The sequence below is a fragment of the Capnocytophaga sp. oral taxon 332 str. F0381 genome (assembly GCF_000318275.2).
Lineage (GTDB): Bacteria > Bacteroidota > Bacteroidia > Flavobacteriales > Flavobacteriaceae > Capnocytophaga > Capnocytophaga bilenii.
Map to the genome: position 1 here is coordinate 1 of NZ_KB291342.1, position 25,468 is coordinate 25,468.

The window sequence follows — 25,468 nt, forward strand, 5'->3', positions numbered from 1 at the left end:
CAACCTTCGCTCAACCTTCGCTCAACCTTCGATGAGAAGAATTTTAAATTGATGGGACTTTTGGGACTTGTAGGACTTTGGGGAGTGCGAGCCGCACAGGCAGATTTTTGGGACTTGGAGAGGTGATGTTCTAGAAAAAGAGGCTGTCCGAAAAGTTTTGTTTCGTAAGGGCGATTTGCCAATCGCCCCTACAATGTGAATAAAAGTGATTGATTATCAGGGTAATTAAGAGGGGGTCCAAAAAGTTTTATTTTAGCTTAAAACAAGCTTATTAATGAACAGAATATTTTTGTAACTAATTGATTATTAACATCCCCCCTTAACATACTCCGCCGCGCCAGCTCGCGGACTTCCTTCAAAAAGGGGGGAGATACCGAAGTAGTACTTTTAAAGACTTTTTGGACAGCTTCTGGGTGGTACTTTTAAAGACTTTTTGGACAGCTTCTGTGTGGCGCAATCATACTTTTAAAACTTTTCGGACAGCCTCAGTGTAGCGCATTAAACATTATTTTGTATCTTTGCAAAAAATATAAATATGTTATGAATAACACCGATTTAGATAAAGAATTTAAAGCTCACATACACCCACGAGTGTTTTGGGATTGTCGTTTTGAAGAATTGGATATAGAAAAGGACAAAATTTTCATCATTGGTAGAGTTTTAATGAGAGGAACAGATAAAGAAATACGTTTTATAGAAGATAATTTTTCATTACAAGAAATAAAAGAAGCTGTTGAAAGATCAACGGAAGTAGATGATATATGTGTGAACTATTATACAAAATTGTATTTGTATGAGAGTAGAAGAAAACAAAGCAGTAGAAGCACCTTCCCCGCTGGCGCAAGCTTGCAGCTTATGCCCAATTGTAAATAAAAGTAATTGATTATCAGGGTAACTAACTTTGTCAAACTCTGAAAGTTTGACAAAGTGTGTGGCGCAATCTCCCCCCGCTGGCGCAAGCTTGCAGCTTGTGCCCACCCCCCGCTGGCGCAAGCTTGCAGCTTGTGCCCAATTCAAAATTCATAATTCAAAATTCATAATTCTCCCCCACTCACCCCCTTATCTTCCCCTTATCTTCCGCTGAAGATTTGGCGAATTTTGAATTTTAAATTAGTAAAAGACTAACAACTAATTTTTATCATTTGTCATTTATGATTATTTTCGTACCTTTGCGGTGTTCAATTAAAAAATATCATTGATGAAATACATTACTTTTCTGCTAGTGGCTATCGCTACAAGTGTATCTGCACAAAATATGCACTACCCTACTACCGACCTACAACTTAGCAACCTCAAAGGCAAAGTAAAAAGCTTGCGCGCTATCCCCTATACTGTGGCTAACGGCAAAAAAGCTGCTATAGAAACCGACCTTGATACGGTAGCTAAAATTGCAAACCTCGATAACCTCCAAAAAGACTACAACCCCGAAGGTTATACTACCCAAACTCGCTTCTTCTTACAAAACGGCGAACTTTATGGGCGTATGGAAAACCACTATATTCACGAAGGCAAACAGCTTATCGTGTCTCGCTATAACTCCGACAAAACAATGTATGCTTATTCGCCCGAAGGCTACCTCACTAAAGAAGCTACTTACTCACCTGGGGGCTTTCTAAAAAGCCACTACAACTACCAACGTGACGAAAATGGCAACGTTACCCAAGAAGATACCTACCGTATGAACTCTTTAGAAGGTAGTATTGTATATGCTTACGACAAAAAAGGAGACGCTATTGAAAAAAAATACCTTGCTAATGATGGCTCTTTGTTACAAGCTGAAAAAAACAAATACAACAAACAACATTTATTAGTACTTACACGCAATTATGGAGGTAAAAAAGAACTTTTAAGCATCGTAAAACGAAAGTACAACGAAAATAACGATTGTATTAGCTTAGAAGCTCATATAAAAACACCTAAAAAAGAAAAAAATATAGTTACTTATAGCTATGTATATGACGCTAACGGCAATTGGACAAGCAAAACTACTTACATCAACGGCACTCCGCTGCAAATTATAGAACGTACTTTAGAATATTATGAGTAACATTCACTATTTTGGGGTACGACACCTTTCCCCCAGTGCCGCATACCACCTCATAGAATTTTTAGAAAAACACAAGCCTAAATGCATCTTGATAGAAGGTCCCAGCGATGCGACCCCTCTAATGGCGCAAATCGCTCAAAAAAACGTAAAACCGCCTATCGCTATGCTGGGTTATACTACCGAACTGCCTATAGAAACGGTACTATACCCCTTTGCGTCATATTCGCCCGAATACCAAGCGATATGCTGGGGGGTAAAAAAGAAGGTTACACTGCGTTTTATAGACCTTCCTTCGGAAAATATGCTCAAACTGCGCCAAGAACAACCTAAAAATGAAGAGGAAAGCCTAAAAGCTCATAATTTTTACCGCTATCACAACCAACTTTACAAAGAAGTAGCCGAACAAAGTGGCGAAACCGACTACGAAAACTATTGGGAACGCAACTACGAACACAATTTACAACCTAATACCTTTGCCCCTACCCTCGCCTTGCAATCTGAAGAAATGCGAAAAATGGTAGTGGATAAAGAACAAGAAGAAGCTCCTTTTGACTTTTCGTATAACCTTATCCGTGAGGCTTATATGAAACGCGAAATACAAAAAGCTCTAAAAGAGTTTAAACCTGAAGAAATAGTGGTAATCGTGGGGGCTTATCACCTGATGGGGGTACAAAATGAATTGCCTCCAATGAGTGATGACGAACTTAAAAAGTTGCCCAAAGCTACTTCGCAACTTACCTTAATGCCTTATTCGTATTTACGCCTAAGCAGCCGCACGGGCTACGGAGCGGGCAACAACGCTCCTTACTACTATGAACTGATGTGGCGGGCTATGCAAAACGACTCTTTTGACGATTTGGCGGCTACCTACCTCACTAAAGTAGCACAACACCTACGCGCTCAGGGGCAAAATGCCTCTTCGGCAAGTGTTATTGAAGCCGTACGCCTTGCCAATGTGCTCTCGGCAATGAAAGGGGGCGCTTACCCTGTGCTGGAAGACCTTCACGATGCTGTGGTTACCTGCTTTGGCGGAGGCGGGCTATCGGGGGTGGCTGAAGCTATCAACAAAGTAGATATAGGCACGGCTATTGGTAGCTTGCCCGAGGGCGTAAGTCAGACTCCTGTGCAGGAAGATGTAAACCAAGAACTGAAACGCCTAAAACTTACTAACTACAAATCGGCAGTAGCACAAGACCTCACCCTCGACTTGCGCGAAAACATCAAAGTAAAAACTAAAGAAGCAGCGTTTATAGACCTGAATCGCTCTACTTTCTTACACCGCTTAGAGGCTTTGGGTATTCACTTTGCCTCTAAAAAACAAATTACACAAGATAAAGCTTCGTGGGCAGAACAATGGGTACTACAATGGTCGCCCGAGGTGGAAATAGAAATTGTAGAAGCCAACCTAAAAGGTGAAACCTTAGAAATTGCAGCTGCTTATTCTTTAAAAGAACAGCTAAACGAGTGCGAAAATATAGCACTTGTAGCCAAAATCATACGCCAAGCGTGCCAATGCCAGCTGAGCGATATTTTCACCAATGCTCTCACTATCTTACAACGCCTTTTGGTAGATACCAACAGCTTTAGCGAAACGGCTCTTGCTGCCCAAGAGCTATCGGTACTAATACAATACGGCGACCTTCGTCAGTTTAATCTCGAACCGCTAAAACCAATACTACAACAGCTTTTCTTGCGCGCAGCCCTCTTGCTATGCGATGCGGCTACTTGCGATGATAAAGCTTCAAAACCTATTGTTGAGGCTATGAATATAATGGAAGTTATTGCTGAACAACAATACGAAATAGTAGATACCGAAACTTGGCAAAAAGAACTCACCCACCTTGCGTGGCGTGATGACCTGAATACCAAACTATCGGGTACTGCCTTTGCTATTCTTTTGGAACACAACCTTGCTACTGAAGAGGATTGCGCTCGTGAGGTATCACGCCGCCTATCGGCAGGTACGCCCGCCGACTTGGGGGCTGCTTGGTTTGAGGGCTTTTCGGGGCGTAACCGCTATGCGCTGCTATCGCGCACTGTAATATGGCGCGAATTGGATAATTACATCAAACAATTAGACGAGGAACAATTTATGCGCTCGGTAGTGTTCTTGCGCCGTGCCTTTGCGAGCTTTGAACCTAACCAAAAAAACAGCATCGGCGAACTGCTGGCTGAACTATGGGGCACTAACAAAGAGACTACAGCTGAACGACTTCAAGAAATACTTAACGAAACAGAAACCTCAAAATTAGACGAGCTGAACGACTTTGACTTTGATTTTTAACTCATAACCAAAAAATAACTATAAAATGAAAGAAGTATTTGTACTCTACAGAAAACTACGCGAGCGACAGCTCAAGCTGCTCAATAGTTTTACCCCCGAAGAATTGGCTATTATCCCTGCGGGCTTTAAAAATAATATCCTTTGGAACTTGGCGCATTGTGTGGTTACCCAGCAGCTGTATTGCTATGGCAATAGTGGTTTGCCTACGCACATAAGTGCCGAATTTACAGAGCGTTACCGCAAAGGAACTGTTCCCGATGGGCATATCCCTACCCAAGAGGAGATTAACGAGGTAAAAACGTTGCTTATCAGTACCGTTACTCAGCTGGAAACCGACTACAATGAGGGGATTTTTCAGCACTATAACCACTATGTAACGGGCATAGAATACGAACTGAACAATATAGAAGAAGCTATTTACTTCAACATCTCACACGAAGGGGTACACTTGGGCAGTGTATTGGCACTGAAGTGTGCTATCTCACAACATAAGAGAGCGTAACAAATGGTAAAAATAAAAGTATGCGGAATGAGGCAACCGCAAAACATCGGTGATATAGCGGCTCTTAACCCTGACTATATGGGGTTTATCTTCTATCCGCCCTCACCGCGCTTTTGCAGTGGCAGCCTCCCTACCCTACCCGATACTATACAAAAAGTAGGCGTTTTTGTGAATGCTTCCTTGCAATATATAGAGGAGAAGATAAATAGTTATCAGCTCAATACCTTGCAACTACACGGCGATGAGTCTGCTGCGTTTTGCCAACAGCTGAAACAGGCATACCCGCGACTTGCAATTATTAAGGCTTTTGCCATAGGCGATAAGGCTCATTTTGAACCGCTTGCGCCTTACCTATCTGTTACCGATTACTTCTTATTTGATACCAAAGGAGCAAACTACGGGGGCAACGGCACTGTATTTAACTGGGATTTGCTGAGTAACTATCCTTATAAGCAACCTATTTTCCTGAGTGGTGGCATCGGATTGAGCGAAATTCAGCCAATAAAAGCCTTGTTGTCTACAAAAATTCCTATCTTTGCACTCGATATCAACAGCAAATTTGAAACCTCACCTGGTGAGAAGGAGGTGGCACGTGTGAGGGAATTTATAAAGCACTTTCAATAAACAAAAAATACAAACCCAAATGAAAAAAAGTACTATCTTAAACCTGCTACTAATTCTGTTTGTTATTTCATTTTTCGTTACTCCTTTAGGCTACGAAAGCAAGATATTGCTACAGCGTATTTTTGCCAGTGGGGTAGATATTATTCCTGCCAACGAGGCAAAACAATACAACTTCAACTGGAAACTCAAAGAACGCAATAATGAGGAATTTTACTTTGCGAGCAAAGGTAGCAAACCTGCTTTTGTGTATTACTTTGCTTCTTGGCGCGCTATCAGTATCGCCGACCTTTACGCAGTGGAAAAACTGTACGATTCTTATAAAGACAAAGTAGATTTCTATATCATTACCAACGAGCTGCCCGCACCTGTAGAGGAGATGATGCAAAAACGCAATTTCCACTTTAAGGTTACTTACCTAATTATGCAAGAAAAAAACATTCCTTTCGACCCTGAAGAGATACCATCGGGGTATATCTTAGACAAAAACGGCTACTTACGTGCTGAAAAACAAGGGATTGCTCGCTGGAATAGCGATAAGGTACACGAGCTGATAGATAGCCTGATAGTACAGTAATATTAGTTTTTTCAATCTTTTATCAAAAAAAATAAGCGTATAGATATTTTAAATTCAATCTAAAATATTACCTTTGCACCCAATAATAGACATTATAGTCGTTTTTATTACGCAACACAAGGCTGTCTATTTTAATTAATAACATACTACAGAGAAATGGCTAAATACACAGAAGAGGAACTTAAACAAGAATTAGAAAATAACGAATATAAATACGGCTTTTACACTGATATAGAATCGGATACCTTTCCCAAAGGGCTTAGTGAAGAGGTGGTAATAGCCTTATCTAAAAAGAAAAATGAACCTGAATGGATGACCGAGTGGCGCTTGCAGGCTTACCGAGCTTGGAAGGCTATGGATGTACCCCCACATTGGGCTAATGTTACCTTTGAAACTCCTGACTTTCAGGATATTGCTTACTACTCTGCGCCTAAACAAAAACCAAAGCTCAACAGTCTTGACGAGGTAGACCCTCAGCTGCTGGACACTTTTAAAAAATTGGGTATTTCACTAGAAGAGCAAAAGAGATTGGCAGGTGTAGAAGAGGAAAAACCTGCGGTAGCGATGGACGTGGTTATGGACTCGGTATCGGTGGCTACTACGTTCCAAAAAACATTGGCAGAGCGTGGTATTATCTTCTGCTCAATGTCGGAAGCTATCCAAAAACACCCTGATTTGGTGCGTAAATATCTGGGTACAGTTGTACCTCAAACTGATAATTTTTATGCGGCACTAAATTCGGCAGTTTTCTCGGATGGTTCTTTTTGTTATGTGCCTAAAGGAGTGCGATGCCCTATGGAGCTATCTACTTATTTCCGTATCAATCAGGCTGGTACGGGTCAGTTTGAGCGCACGTTGCTTATCGTAGATGAAGGCTCGTACGTGTCGTACTTAGAAGGTTGTACTGCCCCCAAGCGCGATGAAAACCAGCTACACGCGGCTGTGGTAGAACTCATTGCTATGGAAGGTGGCGAAATAAAATATTCTACCGTTCAAAACTGGTTCCCTGGTGATAAAGATGGTAAAGGTGGGGTATACAACTTCGTTACTAAACGCGCCTTAGCCGAGAAAAACGCTAAAATATCTTGGACACAAGTAGAAACTGGGTCGGCTATTACGTGGAAATACCCTTCGGTAGTGCTAAAAGGGGATAATTCTATAGGCGAATTTTACTCTATAGCGGTTACAAACCACTTTCAGCAAGCTGATACAGGTACTAAAATGATACATTTAGGCAATAACACCAAATCTACTATCATTTCTAAAGGTATTTCAGCTGGAAAATCACAAAATAGCTATCGCGGGCTGGTGAAAGTTATTCCACGTGCCCAAAATGCGCGTAACTTCTCACAATGCGATTCTTTGCTTATGGGTAACGACTGCGGAGCTCATACATTTCCTTACATAGAGGCTCAAAACCCTACTGCACAGATAGAACACGAAGCTACTACTTCTAAAATAGGTGAAGACCAGATTTTTTACTGCAACCAGCGTGGTATTGATACCGAAAAAGCTATTTCGCTTATCGTAAATGGTTTTGGTAAGGAGGTACTGAACAAACTTCCTATGGAATTTGCCGTAGAAGCCCAAAAACTTTTAGAGATTTCATTGGAAGGAAGTGTAGGATAACAACTTATTAATCATTAATTATCAAAATATGATACTCTCACCCTCATTATTAGCTGCCGACTTTGGCAACCTACAGCAGGCTATTGAAATGGTAAATAATAGCGAAGCTGATTGGTTTCATATAGATATTATGGACGGCGTATTTGTGCCTAATATCTCGTATGGTATGCCTGTGCTTGAAGTTATCAAAAAACACGCTAAAAAGCCTTTAGATGTGCATCTTATGATTATTGACCCCGATCGCTACATCAGTACTTTTGCCAAGCTGGGTAGCGACATTCTTACGGTTCATTACGAGGCTTGTACGCACCTGCACCGCACATTGCAGGCTATTAAGGCTGAAGGTATGAAAGCTGGGGTAGCTCTTAACCCTCATACTCCTGTAGCGGTATTGGAAGATATTATTGAAAATGTAGATGAAGTGCTCCTGATGAGTGTAAACCCAGGCTTTGGCGGACAGAAGTTTATAGAAAACACCTATAAAAAGGTGCAGCAAGCTAAAAAACTCATAGTAGAATCGGGCTCTAATGCACTTATAGAAATCGATGGAGGTGTTACCCTCAATAATGCACAAGCCCTCATCAAAGCAGGTGCTGATGCCTTAGTAGCTGGTAGTTTTATTTTTAGTGCGCCCAACCCTGCACTCACTATCAGCGAGCTTAAAAAGATAGGACTATAGTTCTTCTTGTATGATATCTTTATACTCAGCCCAAAAGGCTTCAAATTGCAGCATTGTATCGTACAAAAATACCATTGTCTGTTGCCAAGTAGCCTTATTATGAATATTTACCCCTTCTAATTCTACATATACACCACTGATTTCTTTACCATTATCTAACACCAAATGAGAATCATAAACAACTTTGGGGAGGTAATCATTGGTAAGAATAGCTTGTAATGACAGCAATTTGTTATAATAAAAAGCACGGGTATCTACATTGCTATCTTCAATAGCAAGTAGTACCCGTGCTTTTTTGGTATCAAATAAAAACTTAAAACTAAAATCCTTGATTTTAGTATCGTAGAGTGTCCACTTATAAGGAAAAGACTTTCCAAAAGAAGTCCAAAAGTCTTCTCGTAGTTTTTTTGCTTCGGCTTTACTATACAAAGTAGTACTTGTTAAATAATTTATTATTTTAATTTGCTCACACTTATTCCGTATCAAATACGGCTCTTATTCACTACTATTAGCTCTTGCTTCCAATTCAGCTTGAAATTCCTCTATTACAGGCTTCATTGTGCTCTCTGGCAAGTCTGAAATCCGAATATACATAAGTCCGTCTACAGAGTTATTAAACATCGGATCTACATTAAAGGCTATAACCTTAGCATTCTGCTTGATATATTTCTTTATCAGTACAGGCAAGCGTAAGCTACCAGGTTCTAATTCATCTATGATTTTATCAAACTTATTCAAATCGGCTTTGGTTTCGTCAAAAATAAAGTCTTTATCCTCGTCCTTTAGCTTCACTTTAAACGCCTTTTTAGGTCGCACGTATTGTGCTATATAAGGGTCGTAAAAGTTCGATTTCATAAACTCTATCATCAATGACTTTGAAAAGTTTGAAAACTGATTGCTAATACTCACACTTCCCAACAAAAACGAATGTTCGGGATAGCGCAAAGTAGTATGTGCAATCCCTTTCCAAAGCAAGAAAAGCGGCATAGGCTTTTGCTGATATTCCGATACGATAAAAGCACGCCCCATTTCTATGGTTTTGCTCATCATATCATACAATTCAGGTTCAAAGCGGAATAAATCGTGGGTATAAAAACCCTCTATACCATATTTAGGAAAAATCTCAGCACCCAACCCCATTCGGTAAGCCCCTACCAAGCGTTTGGCATCGTTATCCCACAAAAAAAGATGATGGTAATAGGTATCAAACTTATCTAAATCCGAAGAAGCATTAGTCCCCTCCCCTACTTCACGGAAGGTAATTTCCCTAAGCCTACCAATCTCTTTTATTATATTCGGAATTTCGGCATAAGGGGCTAAAAACACCTCATAATTGTTATTTTTTAGCAAGCGATAGTCTTTCTTGGTAATATAGGCTATTTCCTGCTCTATTAGTGTAGGTGCTATAGGAGCTTCTATTTGCTTAGGAGTTGCTGCAGACTTATTTACTTTTAGCACTTTTGGCAATGGCAAGAGTTTTTTATCCTGCTGAAAAGCATTTGCTAAAATATATGTTTTTTTACGTAGAAAATCAGTAAATGCATCTAATTGCTTATACTCTTCCTGCATAGCTACAGTAATAGGTTTCCCTATTCTTACGTTTATAGTACGTTGTTTTTGTGTAAGCAATTCCGAAGGCAATTTAGCCGTACGTAAAGTACCGCTCAAGTTTGCCAAAAAGTAAAATAATTTACTATTTTTAGCGTGAAAGTAGATAGGTATTATAGGTACTTTAGCCTTTTGTGCTAATTTCATTGCAGCCTCTTCCCAAGGCTTATCTACCACTATATCCTTATTTTTAATCACCGATACCTCACCCGCAGGAAAAATCCCTAACGGCTTCCCTTCACGCAAGTGCATTATTGCCTGTTTAAAGCCCATTACACTATTTTTCACATCTTTTCTATCCTCAAAAGGATTCACAGGCAATACATAAGGAGAGAGAGGCTTAATGCGCTGTAATAAGAAGTTAGCAATTATCTTAAAATCAGGGCGCTTTTCTGCCAATAATTTCAATAATAGTATACCATCTATTCCCCCTAATGGGTGGTTGGATATAGTAATAAAAGCACCCTCTTTAGGAATGTTCTTAAAGTCCTCTTCGGGTATTTCAAATTTTATTTCAAATTCATCAAGTAAAGCATTCAGAAAATCAACACCCTCCAGCTGCTTATTGCGGTTGTAAATAGCATTTAGCTTATCCAGCTTAAGTAATTTCATCAGCACCCAGCCACCCAAAGTGCCAAGTGCCCCCATTTTATTCATATTAATGGCAGTAGCAAGGTCTTTAGCACTTACCAATCCTTTATCTTTCTGCATCTTATCTTCGGTTTATTCAGGTAGTATTCGTTTTATCTATTTCTTTGCTGACGCATTTTTATTCTCCTCAGTCTTGCCATCACCTCATCTCTGTACAACGCCTTAGAAGCTACCTTACCCACGGTAAGTCCCTGTACCAAAATAGAAAACAATACTACTATATAAGTTACCTGCAATAGTGTTTCTTTTATTGCAAAATTATCTGATTTCATAGAGAGCACTAATGCAATAGAAACACCGCCTCTGATGCCCCCCCACACCATAGTAATCAATGAGCCACGAGAGTAGGTACTCACTTTGCGCAAAATAGTTTTTGCAGGAATATAAATAGCCAGCGCACGCCCCAATAAGCAAACTATAATAGCTACTGCTCCCAGCAAAAACTGTCCTACTAAATTGTTTATTAACAACATCTCGAAACCTATAAATAAAAACAATATAGCATTCATTATTTCGTCCACTATCGCCCAAAACTTCTCTAAGTAATCCTTATTTTCTTCGCTACTTTCCTTTTTACCTACATTTCCTATGAAAAGCCCTGCTATCACCATTGCCAAAGGAGCCGATACGTGCGAAGCCTTTGCTATTAAAAAACCACCCATTACCACGGCTAGTGTGAGTAACACGCTCACGTGATAGTCGTTGGCAGCTTTCATCATTTGAGAAGCTATCCAGCCTAATAGTACCCCCAAGAAAATACCCCCTCCAGCTTCTAATAAAAACAACTTAGTAATTGCATTGAAAGAAGGTTCAAAAGTCGCATCGGTAGCCAAGCGGTGTACTACAGCAAACATTACTACCGCTACCCCATCGTTAAAGAGCGATTCACCCGTAATTTTTGCCTCAATACGTTTGGGTACTTTGGCTTGTTTTAATACACCAAGCACCACAATAGGGTCAGTAGGAGAAATAAGTGTTCCGAAGAGCAAGCAGTATAAGTAAGGAATTTCAATCCCCACCAAAGGGGCTATATAGTAAAGCAAAAGCGATATAAAGATAGCCGATAGCACTACACTCACTGTAGCATAAGTAATAATAGGCAATTTAAACGCTTTCAAATCTGATATATTAATGTGTAACGCCCCTGCAAAAAGTAAGAAGTTAAGCATCGCACCCATCAATATTTCGGTAAAATCAAAGCCCTGTAATAATGATTCCAATCTATGGGTAAGTCCTGCAAAAATATCACCTCCAAAAAGTCGTATTCCCACCGATACTATCATAGCAATCACCATAATACCTATCGTCATTGGCAATTTCACATAACGCACATTTACATACGAAAACACAGCTGCCAATACTATAATCACCGAAAAAGCGTAATATAACTCCATTGTCTTTTTATTTTGGGCAAAGTTACAAAAAAACTCAATACAAAAAAATCAAATGTTAAAAAACTTTTTTCAATTACGCCTTGCTCTTTGCTTATAAAGTTTCCAAAGATTATATTTCACAAATGGTTCTTGAGATGCCAATCTTCCTTTGCCTACCATTGTCTGTACTATAAGTTCCAGCCAAAAATCTTCTTCATTTTGTTCAGGATTATATTCTGCAAGGAGCGATATATCAAACATCGTTACCACTTTTTCTACACTAAAAGCATACCAATGGCTACGGAATTTTTCTATAATTTGATATGCTGTATTTCCCGTTTGGCGGTGTATTAATTTCAGAAGAATGCGTCCCTCTGCAGGTGTAAGATTTTTTATTTGCTCTGTAAATTGCAACTCTATATGTTGTTGCATTTGCTGAAGATATTGCTCTTTTTCTTTTTTTGTGCGAAGCGAGTCTAATGCCATTTCAATTACTCGCATTTTATCAGCCGCTATTACAGCGTAAGGATACACTTTGTACACTCTTTTCATCTGTCTTATAATATACGGCTTTTTCTCTAATAATTCTACTTTGAATTTTGCCCTTAGCAAGCTATCTACAATCTTTTTCAGCTTCTTTTCCCGCTCCAAAAGGCGTTTACTCGTTGCTCTTGCTTCTTCATTAGCGTCTTTTAGTGAAGGCACAACGCTATCTCGCACCTTTGTAGTATAAAATTCGGTGTCAAAATTCACAGATTTTCCAAAAGCAGAAAGTGTGATGGCAAAAAACAAAATGAAGAAAGTAAAGGTTCTCATATTTTGGTGGTTTTTTTGATGTTTTTCTCAGCAACTAATGACTGTTTTCTTTTAGTCGTTGCCAACGGCGTTGTGTAAGTTCTGTAAAATCATAGCGCAAGGCAGGGACTTGCTCTTCCAATTCACCCGAACTAATAGCACGCAGCAGAATTTCCTCTATCCAATAATCTTCTTCTACATTCATTGGGTCGTAGCCTTTTTTCAGTGACAAATCGTACAACCAAGCCGTTTTATTATACCAATAAGCATTCCAGCCATTACGCAAATCACGCACAAGGTCATAAGCCGTACGCCCTGTTTGTCTATGAATCAATTTTATGAGGATACGCCCTTGTGAGCGCGATAATTTTTTTAGCTCATCAGTGAAATGTTCCTCTATATAACGTTGTGTGCGCTTTACATACACTTTTTTCTGACGAGCGCGCTGCATCGTGTCCATAGTATGCTGCATTACACTCAGTCTATCAGCAGCCATTTTGGCATAAGGATATACCTTCTTTACACGGCGTTGCAATAGCAAGTAACGTTTTTGAGCCTCTAAATCGCTAAAAGAACGTTCTTTACCAAACAGATTCACCTCTGTAAGCCGTATTGTATCGCCTGTATAAAACTCCTTATCAAATACAAATAACGTATCGCGAGGCTGAGCAATAACTAAGGTAAAAGGCAATAGCAACAGATAAAACAATATCAATAGTCGTCCCATATAGTCTTTTTCCTTATATATCCTCAAAAATTATTCCATTTTTTTACCTAAAACGGACATTTTTATAGCTGTAATAGCTGCTTCTACCCCTTTATTTCCCAACTTACCGCCACTCCTGTCAAGTGATTGTTGCATAGTGTTATCGGTAAGGACGCAAAAAATAATAGGCACTTCACTTTGTGCAGCATTCAGCTGAGCGATACCCTGAGTAACACCTTGACATACAAAATCAAAGTGTTTTGTTTCGCCTTGTATTACGCAGCCTATCACAATGATAGCATCAACGGCAAGCGTACTGAGCATTCGTTTAGCCCCGTGCACCAGCTCAAAGCTACCAGGTACTTCCCAGCAGGTAATGTGCTCCTCTATTGCTCCACAATCTTTTAGGGTAGCAATAGCACCATCGCGCATACCATAGGTTACGCGTTCATTCCACTGCGAAGTAATAATCCCAAAGCGAAGTGCTTTCGCATTTGGGATTACTGTTTTATCGTAATTTGATAAATTTTTATTTTCTGTTGCCACTACGGTCTTATTTCTTTAATTATTCACTTATTTTTCCGATGAATATATCAATAGTACGAGCTTCTTCAGAAGCAGGAAATTCGTCTTTTATACGCTCGTAATATTTAAGAGCCTCCTCTTTTTTACCTGAAAGAGTTGCTACAATACCAGCCTTTTTCAAGTACAAAGGAGTAATAAAGTCGTTATTGCTATGTTCAAAAGCTTTTTTATAGTAGTTCAATGCCTCAGCATTATTTTTCTGTTGCAAGTATGCATCGCCTATATTACCATAAGCAAAAGCACCCAGCACATCATCATCGGCATCAAAAGCTTTTAGGTGTGTAATAGCGTTATTATAGTCTGCCAAGCGCATATAAGCCATACCCATACCGTATTGAGCAAGGTTGGCAGCTTTGGTACCGCTGTAGTTTTCGGCAATTTGCTTATAGCCATATTTACCACCACCGCCATTGATAGATACATTGAAAAGAGAGTCACGCTCTTTGGCATTGGTAGCTTGCATAGCTTCGTCAAAAAACTGTTGAGCAAAGAAAAACTCATTAGCTGCTTTTTGTTCGTTAGGTGCTTTTACAAATTGTTGATAAAGCAAATAGCCTAATCCTATAACTGCAATCCCTATCAGTACCCCGATAATTGTTTTTTGATTATTACGAACAAAATCTTCTGATTTTGAAGCTCCTAAATCAAGAGCATCAAACACCTCTGCAGTAGTACTTTCGGTATGCAATTGTTGTTCTTGTTCTTCGTCTAAGTTCTCAACTTGTCTGTTTCTATTAGGTCTGTTGTTGTTTTTCTTATAAGTTGCCATATTTATAATTTTCATTAAAAGTTCGGCAAAAATACAACTTTTATTTTAATTAAAAAGAAAAAAAGTTTTTTTTTTGCTCACGCTCGCATATTTCCTAATACTTGTACAAATACACCCATAACTATAAGCACTTTTATAGCCACATATAGCCAAGCGTAATGCACTTGTTTTTGGCTACTCCACAGCACTATTACAAATAGTAGTAGGTAAAACACCATAAACTCAAAAAAATACACCAGCCTACCTACACTCATATAGTTAATAAGCACATACACAGGAATAAAGCAAAGCAATACCATCAGGGTTATCATTACTTTTGCATAGCGTTCTCCATATACTACGGCTATGGTAGCGTAGTTGTGCGTTAAATCGCCTTTAATGTTTTGCAAATCTTTTGTAAATTCTCGTATCAGCATTAGCAGGTAAATTACCATAGCGTGGAAGAAAATAACAGTATCAAACTGACGATAGTAAATAAACACTGCAAAAAAGGGAATTATAGAAAGTACTGCCGAAGTGATATTTCCTAAAAACAGTAACTTTTTAATGCGATGTGAATATAGCCACATTGCAAATATATAGCCCGAGAAGAACAATACAGCTCTAAAAGATACGTAGCTCGCTACAATTACTGAAAGAAAATTTAGCAAGAAATAAAGCGTTAGGCGTGTGTTTTGGCTTACGAGCAGGTCTATCATTGTTTTCAGTGGTTTATTTATCAGGTCTTTATCTTTATCGTAAAAACCATTAATAATATAACCTCCTGCTATTGCCAAAGCCCCTGCTATTACAAGCATCAGTAAAGAGTCATCAAACACTACCTCACGCCAACTCTTGTGCGACAGTACAAAGATAGCTGCTAAATACTGCGCTACACACACAAATGCTATATTATACCCTCGCACCAGCGAAAATACTCCTAAGAGTTTTAGCAAGGCACGTTTTTTTTTCATTATTTATAAATTACGAGGCGTTGTCCTACCCGTACACTCTTTCCTTTAATCCTATTCCAACGCTTGATACTTGAAACACTCACCCCATAGCGAGTAGCTATTTTACCTAAATTGTCACTTTTCTTGACTGTATAAGTGATTTTTTTAGATGATGATTTGTATTGGTCGCCTGTTAAGACTTCGGGAAGTGGTTTTTCGCGTTTTGCTTTTTCTTCGTTCAAATAAGCATAAATAGTCTCTTCATTAGCAACAAACTTTCCTACCTCCGAAATAGGCAATCTCAAAGCGTAATTACGCCCTTCTACATAAGGCACCACATCCAACTGGTACGAAGGATTAAAAAACTGTATATCTTGGATACTCATCCCTGTAATATCGGCAATATTTTTAAAAGGTATAGCTTGTTTTACCCTAATAGTATCGGTTTCAAACAAGTGATTGGTGCGCTTTTGGGGTTTAAAGCCGTGTTCTTTGGCATATTCAAAAATATAAAGCGTTGCCAAAAAAGCGGGCACATAACCTGCTGTTTCCTTAGGAAGATAGGGGCGTAGATTCCAATAATTTGTTTTTCCGTTGGAGCGGCGCATAGCCTTGGTTACATTACCAGGCCCTGAGTTATAGGCAGCCAATACCAAATCCCAATCGCCGAATATTTTATAAAGTTCATTGAGGTAGCGTACTGCGGCTTTGGTAGCGCGTAAAGGGTCACAACGCTCATCTACATAGTTATTCACCTCCAGCCCGTAACTTTTGCCTGTAGCATACATAAACTGCCATAAGCCTGTAGCTCCTGCTCTTGAACGTGCCTTAGGATTTAAAGCCGACTCTATTATTGCTAAATATTTAATTTCCAACGGAATTCTTTGGTTACTCATTTCCTGTTCAAACATAGGAAAGTAGTAATCACTCAAGCTCATTAGGCGTTCCAATGAGGAGCGTCTGTTTTTCAAAAACGACTTTATAACTTGTTCCAATACGGGGTTGTATTCAATATTAAAAGGCGTTTTTTCATTGAGTTTCTCCAATCGTTCTTTTAGCACCTCGGTAGGAAGTTCGTTATAATCCACATCGGTAGGTACAGCCGCTACATCTTCACTCATTTGGAAGAAAAGATCGGAATTTGACAACTCTTGTAGCCATTTTTCATCGTATTTTTTAGCTTTTGGGTTGTCATTCAGCTTATTAAGCCCTTCTGTTTTATTTGTTATTGAAATATTTTTATTCCTGATGGTGTCTTTATGAGCTCCTTCGGCATTCTGTGCAATAACTGTATTAAAAGTTGATACACAAACCGTTAATGAAGCAATAATATATTTTTTTAAATCCATATCAAATAAGTTTTTTAGCCTTTCAAGGGTACAAAGCTAATGATTTTTTCTAAGATATACAAATTTATTTTTCACTCTTATTCCACATACAGTCCGCAGAAGTCTTGTTTTGTAAGGGCAAATAGCAATTTACTCCTACAATGTAGAAAGTATTTGGCAAAGGGTGAGGTGTATATAAAAAAACTTTGGCAAAGCTTAAAGTTTTGCCAAAGTGTATGGTGTAATTGTACTTTCTAAAAACTTTCTTTAGGGACAGTAGTCTTTTTGTGACCGCAAGAGGATTCGAACCCCTAACCCTCAGAGCCGAAATCTGATGTTCTATCCAGTTGAACTATGCGGCCGCCTCTATATTTTTACGCTAAGAGCTTTTTCACGATTTCCGAGATAAGCTTGCCATCGGCTTTTCCTGCCAATGCTTTACTTGCTACTCCCATTACTTTACCCATATCTTTAGCAGTTGTAGCTCCTACATCGGCTATAAAGCCTTTTACTGCAGCTATAATTTCTTCTTCGGTAAGCTGTTTTGGTAAGAATTTTTCTATCACTGCCATTTGTGCCAATTCAGGCTGCGCCAAATCTTCACGCCCTTGCTCGCTGTAAAGTGCAGCACTGTCTTTGCGTTGTTTTACTAACTTTTGCAATAACTTCAGCTCATCAGCTTCTGTTAATTCTTCTGTAGCACCTGCCTCAGTTTTGGCTAATAATATTGCAGATTTGATAGCTCGTAAAGACTCTAAAGCAACTGTATTTTTCGCTTTCATAGCCTCTTTTAGCTCTTCCATTACTTTAGCTTGTAAACTCATCTTTTTATTATTTTTTTAGGTTGCAAATATACAACAATATTTTTAAATCACAATATTCACGGTTTTTTATTTCCACTGTAGGCTTTCCATTATTTTCCTGACATCTTTTTCTAAATAAGCACTTGCGGGCTGTATAGAGTCGTAATTGGGAATTGCCCTAAAATAAACGGAGCCTGATATAAAGTGTTTTACGCTATCGGTGGCATAGAATTGTGCTTGTGAAGCGGCATTGCCATACACTTGATAAAAACGCCCATATACACGAGTGGTGTCGTTTTCAAAAACGTTGGAAGCAATGTTATCTGCCTTTATAGTATGTCCGTAGGTAAAATTTTGCGCATCTGTAAGCAGTTTGCGTATGTTGTTATCTACGTTTTTATAGGTTAGATAGATAGTAGCGCGCATTGTGGGGTATTCTATGTTCAAATCGCAGGAGTGGGGTTTGTATTTTAGTTCGGAAATGTCATTTGCCTGAAAGCTGAAAGGGCAGTTTGCCAGCTGTGTAATAGAGTGATAGGTAGCGGGGGCATAATCTAAGCGCAAAACTCCTTTGGGTTTTGGCAAAGTATCATTGCTACAGCCTATTAGTAAGCTTGTTGTAAGTATCAGTAAACAGGTAAATATCTTCATTGTCAATTTTCTAATTTCCTAATTTCCTAATTTTCTAATTTGCTAATTTTCTCATTATGTAGCCTTTTTGTTTTTGCCACGCCCCACGTGTAAAATCGGGGATAGCTACGGGCAACCCATTGTGCAAGCAGTACACCAGCCTATAGTCCATAATAAAATCCATACCTCCGTATCCGCCCACTTGTTTAGCTTGCTGTTCTAAATCTTTTAGTATTTGGGGCTTATATTTTTTCCATTAGTGCTTTCTTAGCCTCTTCAGGCAAAAGTTATGTGCTGTAAGGTTAATTAATGGGCAAAGATACAAAAAAGTTGATTATAACCAACTTTGGCAAACTTTTGAAGTTTGCCAAAGTGTGTGTTGTGATTATTTTTGCTCAGCTGCTTTTTTGTCGCAAGACTTTTTATCTTTAGCATCTTTTTTGCAGCAAGATTTTTTCTCACCGTCTTTTTTGCATTCTTTTTTCTCGCCGTCTTTTTTGCAGCAAGATTTTTTCTCGCCGTCTTTATCGCAAGATTTTTTCACTGTTGCGTTTGCATTACCGTCTTGGTCGTAAGCTACGCTCATAGTTGTATTAGCTGAAAAAGTTGCGGCAGTTGCGCTTGCTCCAAAAGCAAACATTGCTGCCATTGCCATAAGTTTCAATGTGTTTTTCATATGTTTGAATTTATTAAAGTTACTGTTTTACAATATGGCACAAGCCATAGAGGCTACGCTTATATGTACTCCTTCTATATGACAAAGTTGTTCGTAACAACGTTCTATAGTAGAGCCTGTGGTGATAACATCATCTACCAGCAATAGGTGTTTCCCTTCAAGTTGTTCTTGCTGTTGCAAGGCAAATATATGATTGCTATCGTTATAGCGTTTCCAAACGAATTTATGGGTTTGGGTGGTATTAGAGGTTTGTTTTATCAGTACTTGTGCGTTATACGCTATGCCCATTGTTTTTGCTAATGTTTTGGCAAATAGGGTTACTTGGTTATAACCTCGCTTGCGGAGCTTTTGGGGGTGCATAGGCACGGGTACAACTACTTGGCAGGAGGCAAAGGCGGGTGTTTGTTGCAGGCGTAGTGCCAACCATTTTCCTATATATTCGCCTATATATTCTTTGCCGTAGTACTTCAATTGATGTATCAAATGTTGTGCCAAATTTCCTTGTTCGAAGAAAAACAATGCGGTAGCTGCCTGTAACTTGCAATGTGAAGATAGGAGCTGATACAAGGGGTTTTGGGGTGTTTGGTGATAATTGGTTTCGTGTAGCGTTTCGCGGCAATGGAGGCAGAGGAAGTGTTCGTTATCGCGGAGCATACGTCCGCAGCCTATGCAGTATGTTGCCCAAAAAACAGATTTTATAAGCATAATGGTAATGTAATGATTAATGGTTATCCTTCGCTTATCCTTCGCTTATCCTTCGCTCATCCTTCGCTCAAGGTTCGCTCAGGGTTCGCTGTATTAGTAGTGACATTTAGCACACTCCAAGCCGCCAATTTGTGCAACTGTTAGTTTGGCTACTTTCATTTTTTGGGCTAATTCTTTATGCACTTGCTCGTATTGGGTGTAATAGGCACTTTGGGTGGGCATTGTCTTGCGGTGGCATTCTACGCACCACCCCATCGTCAGCGGTGCGTGTTGCTGCATACGTTCCATTTGCTGTACCTCTCCGTGACACTGTTGGCAATCTATTTTGGCTACTTGTACGTGTTGTGAGTGGTTGAAGTAAGTAAAATCGGGGAGGTTGTGTATGCGTACCCACGTAAATTCATCAGTTTTATCGGTATAGCGGAAACGTTGTTCGTCCCAGCCTACAGCTTTGTATAGTTTTTTTATTTCGGCTGTATAAAAAGCTTTTGTATAGCCTTTGGTAGTATCTTCAGCACCTTCATATTGGGATATTACTTTATGACATCCCATACAGGTGCGCAAGGCGGGAACTCCTGCTACCCTACCCTGTCGTGCGCCTGCGTGGCAGTATTGGCAGGCTATTTGGTTGTCGCCTGCGTGTATTTTATGGGAGAAGTGTATGGGCTGTACGGGTTCGTAGCCTTCATCTACGCCTATTTGCATCAAATAGGTATAGAGCAGGCTGGCAGCTGCTATGAATATTGCTATTAAAAGGGATATGATGAGGTATTTTTTCTGAATAAATTTCATAATTCACATTTCACAATTCTCTCTACTTGTTGTTTTGCTTTTTCTAAATCTATGTTTTCTATTACGGCATTAGATAGGGCTATGCGTTGTGCATCTGTCCATTGTTGTGCCATACGGGCTTTTACTTGGGCTTGGGTGCAATAGTCGCGTGCTATAACTCGTGCTATGCGTAGGTCTTCGGGAGCTACAACTGTGATGATAAAATCACAATCTTTATAGCTGCCACTTTCAAAAAGTATGGCTGCTTCTTTAATCACATAGGGGGTGTGCTGTGCTTTTGCCCACTGCTGGAAGTGCAAAGCGAGGGCAGGGTGTACTATAGCGTTTAGTTTCGCTAATTGATTGGCATCATTGAAGACAATTTGTGCGATATAGGCTTTGTTGTATTGCCCATTGATATAAGCATTTTCGCCAAAGGTTTCTGTAATGCGCTGGCGCAGCTGAGCATTGGTTGCTATGAGTTTTTTAGCTTCGTCATCAGAATTATATACGGGGATACCTCTTGCTGCAAATTCTTTGGCTATGGTGCTTTTGCCGCTACCTATACCGCCTGTAAGTCCTATTATTTTCATTCTTTCCGTATTAAAAAATCTACTGTAGTTTCATTGAAGAAGGATATTTTTACTCTTTTTGCCTTGGTAGTAAGGCGTAAGGGGATACGATTATCTCCTGAGGCTTCGGCTACATTGGCAGTTACGCTAACGTCATTGGGTGTAAGTGTTTTTAGCAGTTCTAAATCGCCTGTACAGAGGAGTGTAATTTCATTGGGGAAGACCTTTACCTGACTGCCTGCGGGGGTATTTATTACCTGCACGGGCACTCGCAGGAGTTGCTCGCTCACTTTATCTACAAAAGCTTGCATAGCCACTTTGTGAGTGTTGTAATGCAGCAATGGGGTATTTTTCAAGGGATAGTCTTTTCTGAAATTTTCTTTGGCAATACGCCTTTGGTGGTAGGTGAAAGTAATTGCCCTGAGGGTATCAATGACCGCTTTGCTTCCCGATACGGTTACCGAGTCGGGCTCTATGCGCAGTTCTGTAAGTTGGTATTCTTTGGCGTACTCTACGTTTAGCTGTACTTGCACGGGCACGCGCTTGGTGTGCTTAGGAGATAGGTTTAGCTGTAGGGTGTCGTTAACTACTGTGCGTATTCTGAAGTTGGACAAGTAGCTGTTATTGAGCTTGTCTTTACCGTTTTTGGTGAGGCAGTAGGAATGAGTATCTATGGGCTGCAAGTCCTGAAAATCTATGTGAAGTACGGGATTCTGGCTATAGGCTTTAAGCAAGGCAAAGCCATTACCTTCGGCAAGGAGTTTCATATAATTGTTTTCGGGGGAGGGTATTAGGACTTTATCAGCTGGTAAGTTTGTGATTACCACAGGCACTGATAGCTCACGCAATAGGTTTTTAGAGAGTTTCATTGGTGTCCATAGGAATAAGGTAACTACCAAACAAACCACAAAAGTGAGTGTTCTGCTATCTCTCAAAAAAACGACTATTTTCTTCATTTTTTATCTAATGGCTAAGAGGTGAAAGTTGTTTTATTTCAGTATTTTTCTGATATAGTTTATATCGTGTATTGTTTTGTGGATTGCTTCGGCTTGCTCTTCGGCTATCATCGTTCTGAACTCTTGCAAGTTTTTTATATATTCATCAAGTGCTTTTAGTACGTTTGTTTTGTTTTCTAAGAATATAGGACACCACATTTGGGCGTCACTTTTTGCTAAGCGTACGGTAGAGGCAAAACCTGTACTTGCTAAATCGAATATTTGTGATTCGTCTTTCTCTATTTCCAATACTGTTTTTCCCAGCATAAAGGAACTTACGTGTGAAAGGTGCGATACATAGGCTGTGTGCAGGTCGTGATTCTCGGCGTGCATTATCTTCACTCTCATATTCAGTGCTTTGGCTATATCAATAGCACGGTCGTAGAACTGCCATCCGCTATCATCTATTTCACACAAAGCCATTACTTTGCCGTCAAAAAGGTCGTAAATAGCAGCTTCAGGACCTGAATGTTCTGTTCCTGCCATAGGGTGTGCGGCTACAAAGTGCTTGCGGTGTGGGTGTGCGGCTACTGCCTTGCATATACTGTTTTTTACCGAGCCTACATCCATCACCAAGGTATTTTCGCCTACATAGTCTAACGCCTTGCACACTACTGCTGCTATATGATTTACAGGTACTGCTACTATCACAAGTTCTGCAGTAGCGATAGCCTCATAGGTAGCTTCGTCGTCTATTATGCCCAATTCTATTGCTTTTTGCAAGTGGGCAGCATTGTTGTCTATACCTAAAATTTTATAGTTCAATCGTTTTTTTAGTTCTAAACCCAATGAGCCTCCTATAAGCCCTAATCCTATAATAACTGCTGTTTTCATTTTCTTTAAAATGTATATACTACTATTTCAGTAGGCGTTTTTTCGGTTACTATCCACATTTGTTTATCGGTATTGATGTCTATAGCTATTTGGTTTGCTGATTCTACGGGGAAGTCTTTCACCAATTCGCCTTTTTCGTCATACAGATAGGTTTTTTGGATATTAGTATCGGTTACGGCTATATAATTCATTCCTCGCAAGCGGAAAAGCTGCGGACGCATATACTTGCCGTCCAACAGTTCTATTTTGCGCCAACCGAAGATGAGTAGGTTTCCTGTAAGTGCATAGCGCGTATAGCGATTAGCACCCCAATAGAACGGCGCCACATAGCCTTTTTTCTCTTTTTTTACCCCACCTTTTTCGTCTATAGATACCAAATAGCCATCTTCGGTAGCAAAGGTAAAGAGATTGTTTATTACCGCCGGTGGGTTTTTAGAAAATTCATAACGGTCTTTCACTGTAATGCGATTCTCGCCATTGCGGTGCAGAATGTTGAACACTCCGTTTTTGGAAGGGTATATGAGGTAATCTCTATCGCCTATGCGGTAATGCTGGGGTGTAAATAGTGGCAGCCCATTACTGCGCTGGAAGAAACCTTTTACAGGCTGTCCTTTTCTATCTAAAAGGTGAAGCGTTTGGTTTTCGGCAAATAGAAAGCGGTATTCTCTATTTTGGTCATAGTCAAACACTTCTACTGGCGTGATATTGTTTTTATAGTGTAATGGGAAAGGAGGTACTACATTGCCATTGCGGTCTAATACCCACACGGTTTTTTCAGTAGAGAATATCATCTGCAAGAATCCGTTTTTAAACAAATCTACCTGCTGTATCTCACCTTGTATTTTGCCGTCTAATTTTTTCTTCCAAAGTAGAGACCCCTTATTGTCTATGAGGTAAAGTTCGTTATTCACATCTTGCACTGCTATTTCAAGCTGTTTGGTGCGATGGTTGGTGAGCAACATCGGGGGGGTAACCAATTGGTCATCTACAGTAAAGCGAAACTGCTCTCGCATTTCGTTGGTAAGTGTTTGTTGGGTTTGTCGTTGGCATACGAAGTTCAGCACGTAATAATCATTTTGTATGGTTTGCTGGAAAAGAGCCCAGCGGTAATGTTCGGCTACAAAAGGATGTTTGTTAGCAAAAGAAGTTTGGTCGTAAAGGTTTGCTATCTTAGTAATACTTGCTGAAGAAGCACTGCTTTCTGCCAGCAGCTGATAAGCCTTGTTTGCCGATAACACATAGCCCCGCTGCATATCATTCACTACCGATACCAAAAGTTCTTTGGTAGGTGCAAATACCAAATGTTTTTCATATACTCCCACATATTTTGGACTAAAATGGGGGTTGAAAATCCTAAAAAACACCAAAGGTTGTTCGCCAAGGTCGTATATAGGAAAGTTATATTTGAAGTCTTCTGAGAGTATGGGCAGCCCATCCAAGGCTTGGTCGGTGTCATAAGTAGGAACTATAGCAAATTCACCATCTATTGTTTTGGCAAAAGCAACGCCATTAATAGCTTCCTCAAAGATACCATTTTGAGCCAAGCTATCGTTTTGCACTATACGATTGGCATCTTCAAAAGAATAAATAGTAAGCGCCAGCGTACGCGCAGAGATTAGGTCGGCGAGGCTATTAGGGTAAGGTGTTGTATGTTGCAAAGGGTGTGATTCGTTTTGGTTGCCTATGCTGGTAATGCCACTGTACCTGAAGCTATTATCATCTAAATACAAATCAAAAGCTACCCATTGGGGTAAGGTGGTAAGTATGTTCTGTTCAAAATACTGACTGAAATAGTGATTTGCAAGGGTAGTAGGTACAAACCAATTTGCTACACAATCGGTAGAAGCAAGAGTCTGTAGCTGTTGAAGTTCTTGTTGTTTAGCACTTTTTGGAGTATTGGCAGGCTGCGTATAGTCGGTTATTTTATTGCTATCACTTATGATAAGGTAATTATTAACAAGTGTGTAGAACCATTCCTTGCCAAACTGCGCCTGCTTCTGTAGAGTGTTATTAGCTCCTTTCCACACGGTTATAGTATCTTTTTCTGTTATAGGGGTAATTGCTACAAACCGCTGATGGTTATCAATTGCTACCCAAATATCTACATCAGAGGGCATACTCTCTATAAGCTTCATTTCGTGCAAGTGAAATGTATGAGGGGGGAGTTGTTTCCAGAGTGTATTATTGGTAATAGCACTTAAAAAATTATCTTTGTGATTGATATGAAAAATCAGCTCGGCATTGTCAGGAAAAGAAAAGGGTTTTACTTTATTTTTCTTTTCCTGCCAATTACAAGCTGTAAAAGTGATAATAACAAGTATATATGTAATAAAATACCTCAAAATTATTATTATTTTATCTTGCCGCAAAGGTACAAATTATTTTAGGCAAATACA

Annotated in this window: 26 protein-coding genes, 1 tRNA gene and 1 pseudogene; 8 read left to right on the forward strand and 20 right to left on the reverse strand. The window is 39.6% G+C overall.

Annotated elements, in window-relative coordinates:
* Window positions 1-540: 540 nt before the first annotated feature.
* From HMPREF9075_RS10970 to rpe, 8 genes are all read left to right on the forward strand, one after another.
* Complete coding sequence (locus HMPREF9075_RS10970) at window positions 541-873, forward strand: hypothetical protein (protein ID WP_009416654.1); 333 nt, start codon at window positions 541-543, stop codon at window positions 871-873.
* Window positions 874-1,198: 325 nt separating this feature from the next.
* Window positions 1,199-2,047: a hypothetical protein gene (locus HMPREF9075_RS10975; RefSeq protein WP_009416656.1), complete on the forward strand. Its 849-nt coding sequence runs from the start codon at window positions 1,199-1,201 to the stop codon at window positions 2,045-2,047.
* Window positions 2,040-4,331 (forward strand): DUF5682 family protein, encoded by a 2,292-nt coding sequence (locus HMPREF9075_RS10980; RefSeq protein ID WP_009416657.1) that lies wholly within the window; start codon window positions 2,040-2,042, stop codon window positions 4,329-4,331. Before HMPREF9075_RS10975 ends, HMPREF9075_RS10980 begins: the two co-directional genes overlap by 8 nt.
* A 25-nt stretch (window positions 4,332-4,356) precedes the next feature.
* Window positions 4,357-4,833: a DinB family protein gene (locus HMPREF9075_RS10985; RefSeq protein ID WP_009416658.1), complete on the forward strand. Its 477-nt coding sequence runs from the start codon at window positions 4,357-4,359 to the stop codon at window positions 4,831-4,833.
* Window positions 4,834-4,860: 27 nt separating this feature from the next.
* Entirely contained in the window at window positions 4,861-5,457 is a 597-nt protein-coding gene (locus HMPREF9075_RS10990; protein WP_034557601.1) for a phosphoribosylanthranilate isomerase, read from the forward strand.
* A gap of 19 nt (window positions 5,458-5,476) precedes the next feature.
* Window positions 5,477-6,031, forward strand: coding sequence for a hypothetical protein (locus HMPREF9075_RS10995; protein WP_009416660.1), 555 nt, complete (start codon window positions 5,477-5,479; stop codon window positions 6,029-6,031).
* A 156-nt stretch (window positions 6,032-6,187) separates the two neighbouring features.
* A complete protein-coding gene (sufB, locus tag HMPREF9075_RS11000; protein ID WP_009416661.1) occupies window positions 6,188-7,660 on the forward strand; it encodes a Fe-S cluster assembly protein SufB in 1,473 nt (490 codons plus the stop codon).
* Window positions 7,661-7,688: 28 nt separating this feature from the next.
* Window positions 7,689-8,339 carry a ribulose-phosphate 3-epimerase gene (gene rpe, locus HMPREF9075_RS11005; protein ID WP_009416662.1) on the forward strand — a complete coding sequence of 217 codons (651 nt, stop codon included), beginning with the start codon at window positions 7,689-7,691 and terminating at the stop codon, window positions 8,337-8,339.
* On the opposite strand, the gene HMPREF9075_RS11010 is transcribed toward rpe, so the two are convergent.
* The 20 genes and pseudogenes from HMPREF9075_RS11010 to HMPREF9075_RS11100 all read right to left on the reverse strand — a co-directional run bounded on the left by HMPREF9075_RS11010 (window position 8,334) and on the right by HMPREF9075_RS11100 (window position 25,414).
* Window positions 8,334-8,768 carry a DUF4268 domain-containing protein gene (locus HMPREF9075_RS11010; protein WP_034557603.1) on the reverse strand — a complete coding sequence of 145 codons (435 nt, stop codon included), beginning with the start codon at window positions 8,766-8,768 and terminating at the stop codon, window positions 8,334-8,336. The genes rpe and HMPREF9075_RS11010 overlap by 6 nt on opposite strands.
* A gap of 66 nt (window positions 8,769-8,834) precedes the next feature.
* Complete coding sequence (locus HMPREF9075_RS11015) at window positions 8,835-10,658, reverse strand: lysophospholipid acyltransferase family protein (RefSeq protein WP_009416664.1); 1,824 nt, start codon at window positions 10,656-10,658, stop codon at window positions 8,835-8,837.
* A gap of 32 nt (window positions 10,659-10,690) precedes the next feature.
* A complete protein-coding gene (locus HMPREF9075_RS11020; RefSeq protein WP_009416665.1) occupies window positions 10,691-11,992 on the reverse strand; it encodes a sodium:proton antiporter in 1,302 nt (433 codons plus the stop codon).
* Between the two features lie 69 nt (window positions 11,993-12,061).
* The gene (locus HMPREF9075_RS11025; RefSeq protein WP_009416666.1) at window positions 12,062-12,787 is read right to left on the reverse strand and encodes a DUF4294 domain-containing protein; all 726 of its coding nucleotides are present in this window, start codon (window positions 12,785-12,787) and stop codon (window positions 12,062-12,064) included.
* Between the two features lie 34 nt (window positions 12,788-12,821).
* Complete coding sequence (locus HMPREF9075_RS11030; RefSeq protein ID WP_009416667.1) at window positions 12,822-13,493, reverse strand: DUF4294 domain-containing protein; 672 nt, start codon at window positions 13,491-13,493, stop codon at window positions 12,822-12,824.
* 30 nt (window positions 13,494-13,523) lie between these two features.
* Window positions 13,524-14,018, reverse strand: a complete 495-nt coding sequence (gene ribH / locus HMPREF9075_RS11035; protein WP_009416668.1) for a 6,7-dimethyl-8-ribityllumazine synthase — start codon at window positions 14,016-14,018, stop codon at window positions 13,524-13,526.
* A 19-nt stretch (window positions 14,019-14,037) separates the two neighbouring features.
* Window positions 14,038-14,826: a tetratricopeptide repeat protein gene (locus HMPREF9075_RS11040; RefSeq protein WP_034557616.1), complete on the reverse strand. Its 789-nt coding sequence runs from the start codon at window positions 14,824-14,826 to the stop codon at window positions 14,038-14,040.
* Between the two features lie 77 nt (window positions 14,827-14,903).
* Window positions 14,904-15,779, reverse strand: coding sequence for a geranylgeranylglycerol-phosphate geranylgeranyltransferase (locus HMPREF9075_RS11045; RefSeq protein ID WP_009416670.1), 876 nt, complete (start codon window positions 15,777-15,779; stop codon window positions 14,904-14,906).
* A complete protein-coding gene (locus HMPREF9075_RS11050; protein ID WP_009416671.1) occupies window positions 15,779-17,107 on the reverse strand; it encodes a lytic transglycosylase domain-containing protein in 1,329 nt (442 codons plus the stop codon). The genes HMPREF9075_RS11045 and HMPREF9075_RS11050 overlap by 1 nt, the downstream gene beginning before the upstream one ends.
* A gap of 267 nt (window positions 17,108-17,374) precedes the next feature.
* Window positions 17,375-17,448: transfer RNA gene (locus tag HMPREF9075_RS11055), tRNA-Arg, on the reverse strand.
* Window positions 17,449-17,460: 12 nt separating this feature from the next.
* The gene (locus tag HMPREF9075_RS11060; protein WP_009416673.1) at window positions 17,461-17,910 is read right to left on the reverse strand and encodes a GatB/YqeY domain-containing protein; all 450 of its coding nucleotides are present in this window, start codon (window positions 17,908-17,910) and stop codon (window positions 17,461-17,463) included.
* Between the two features lie 66 nt (window positions 17,911-17,976).
* Entirely contained in the window at window positions 17,977-18,540 is a 564-nt protein-coding gene (gene gldD, locus HMPREF9075_RS11065) for a gliding motility lipoprotein GldD (RefSeq protein WP_009416674.1), read from the reverse strand.
* Window positions 18,541-18,574: 34 nt separating this feature from the next.
* Window positions 18,575-18,823: pseudogene (locus tag HMPREF9075_RS12950) on the reverse strand (glycosyl hydrolase); the annotation flags it as partial.
* An 81-nt stretch (window positions 18,824-18,904) separates the two neighbouring features.
* Entirely contained in the window at window positions 18,905-19,195 is a 291-nt protein-coding gene (locus HMPREF9075_RS11070; protein WP_009416676.1) for a hypothetical protein, read from the reverse strand.
* Window positions 19,196-19,222: 27 nt separating this feature from the next.
* Window positions 19,223-19,900: a ComF family protein gene (locus tag HMPREF9075_RS11075; RefSeq protein ID WP_034557606.1), complete on the reverse strand. Its 678-nt coding sequence runs from the start codon at window positions 19,898-19,900 to the stop codon at window positions 19,223-19,225.
* A 93-nt stretch (window positions 19,901-19,993) separates the two neighbouring features.
* Window positions 19,994-20,692: a cytochrome c3 family protein gene (locus tag HMPREF9075_RS11080; RefSeq protein ID WP_009416678.1), complete on the reverse strand. Its 699-nt coding sequence runs from the start codon at window positions 20,690-20,692 to the stop codon at window positions 19,994-19,996.
* Window positions 20,689-21,264, reverse strand: coding sequence for a dephospho-CoA kinase (gene coaE, locus HMPREF9075_RS11085; RefSeq protein WP_009416679.1), 576 nt, complete (start codon window positions 21,262-21,264; stop codon window positions 20,689-20,691). The genes HMPREF9075_RS11080 and coaE overlap by 4 nt, the downstream gene beginning before the upstream one ends.
* Window positions 21,261-22,199: a CdaR family protein gene (locus tag HMPREF9075_RS11090; protein WP_009416680.1), complete on the reverse strand. Its 939-nt coding sequence runs from the start codon at window positions 22,197-22,199 to the stop codon at window positions 21,261-21,263. Before HMPREF9075_RS11090 ends, coaE begins: the two co-directional genes overlap by 4 nt.
* Window positions 22,200-22,232: 33 nt before the next feature.
* Window positions 22,233-23,072 carry a prephenate dehydrogenase gene (locus HMPREF9075_RS11095; RefSeq protein ID WP_009416681.1) on the reverse strand — a complete coding sequence of 280 codons (840 nt, stop codon included), beginning with the start codon at window positions 23,070-23,072 and terminating at the stop codon, window positions 22,233-22,235.
* 5 nt (window positions 23,073-23,077) lie between these two features.
* On the reverse strand, window positions 23,078-25,414 hold the full coding sequence (locus HMPREF9075_RS11100) for a hypothetical protein (protein WP_157049258.1): 2,337 nt from the start codon (window positions 25,412-25,414) through the stop codon (window positions 23,078-23,080).
* Window positions 25,415-25,468: the final 54 nt, after the last annotated feature.

Excerpts from the sequence above, each read along its gene's own strand:
- HMPREF9075_RS10970 (WP_009416654.1), top strand. The coding sequence starts at position 541 with ATGAATAACACCGATTTAGATAAAGAATTTAAAGCTCACATACACCCA.
- HMPREF9075_RS10975 (WP_009416656.1), top strand. The coding sequence starts at position 1,199 with ATGAAATACATTACTTTTCTGCTAGTGGCTATCGCTACAAGTGTATCT.
- HMPREF9075_RS10980 (WP_009416657.1), top strand. The coding sequence starts at position 2,040 with ATGAGTAACATTCACTATTTTGGGGTACGACACCTTTCCCCCAGTGCC.
- HMPREF9075_RS10985 (WP_009416658.1), top strand. The coding sequence starts at position 4,357 with ATGAAAGAAGTATTTGTACTCTACAGAAAACTACGCGAGCGACAGCTC.
- HMPREF9075_RS10990 (WP_034557601.1), top strand. The coding sequence starts at position 4,861 with ATGAGGCAACCGCAAAACATCGGTGATATAGCGGCTCTTAACCCTGAC.
- HMPREF9075_RS10995 (WP_009416660.1), top strand. The coding sequence starts at position 5,477 with ATGAAAAAAAGTACTATCTTAAACCTGCTACTAATTCTGTTTGTTATT.
- sufB (WP_009416661.1), top strand. The coding sequence starts at position 6,188 with ATGGCTAAATACACAGAAGAGGAACTTAAACAAGAATTAGAAAATAAC.
- rpe (WP_009416662.1), top strand. The coding sequence starts at position 7,689 with ATGATACTCTCACCCTCATTATTAGCTGCCGACTTTGGCAACCTACAG.
- HMPREF9075_RS11015 (WP_009416664.1), bottom strand. The coding sequence starts at position 10,658 with ATGCAGAAAGATAAAGGATTGGTAAGTGCTAAAGACCTTGCTACTGCC.
- HMPREF9075_RS11020 (WP_009416665.1), bottom strand. The coding sequence starts at position 11,992 with ATGGAGTTATATTACGCTTTTTCGGTGATTATAGTATTGGCAGCTGTG.
- HMPREF9075_RS11025 (WP_009416666.1), bottom strand. The coding sequence starts at position 12,787 with ATGAGAACCTTTACTTTCTTCATTTTGTTTTTTGCCATCACACTTTCT.
- HMPREF9075_RS11030 (WP_009416667.1), bottom strand. The coding sequence starts at position 13,493 with ATGGGACGACTATTGATATTGTTTTATCTGTTGCTATTGCCTTTTACC.
- HMPREF9075_RS11040 (WP_034557616.1), bottom strand. The coding sequence starts at position 14,826 with ATGGCAACTTATAAGAAAAACAACAACAGACCTAATAGAAACAGACAA.
- HMPREF9075_RS11045 (WP_009416670.1), bottom strand. The coding sequence starts at position 15,779 with ATGAAAAAAAAACGTGCCTTGCTAAAACTCTTAGGAGTATTTTCGCTG.
- HMPREF9075_RS11050 (WP_009416671.1), bottom strand. The coding sequence starts at position 17,107 with ATGGATTTAAAAAAATATATTATTGCTTCATTAACGGTTTGTGTATCA.
- HMPREF9075_RS11060 (WP_009416673.1), bottom strand. The coding sequence starts at position 17,910 with ATGAGTTTACAAGCTAAAGTAATGGAAGAGCTAAAAGAGGCTATGAAA.
- gldD (WP_009416674.1), bottom strand. The coding sequence starts at position 18,540 with ATGAAGATATTTACCTGTTTACTGATACTTACAACAAGCTTACTAATA.
- HMPREF9075_RS11070 (WP_009416676.1), bottom strand. The coding sequence starts at position 19,195 with ATGAAAAACACATTGAAACTTATGGCAATGGCAGCAATGTTTGCTTTT.
- HMPREF9075_RS11075 (WP_034557606.1), bottom strand. The coding sequence starts at position 19,900 with ATGCTTATAAAATCTGTTTTTTGGGCAACATACTGCATAGGCTGCGGA.
- HMPREF9075_RS11080 (WP_009416678.1), bottom strand. The coding sequence starts at position 20,692 with ATGAAATTTATTCAGAAAAAATACCTCATCATATCCCTTTTAATAGCA.
- coaE (WP_009416679.1), bottom strand. The coding sequence starts at position 21,264 with ATGAAAATAATAGGACTTACAGGCGGTATAGGTAGCGGCAAAAGCACC.
- HMPREF9075_RS11090 (WP_009416680.1), bottom strand. The coding sequence starts at position 22,199 with ATGAAGAAAATAGTCGTTTTTTTGAGAGATAGCAGAACACTCACTTTT.
- HMPREF9075_RS11095 (WP_009416681.1), bottom strand. The coding sequence starts at position 23,072 with ATGAAAACAGCAGTTATTATAGGATTAGGGCTTATAGGAGGCTCATTG.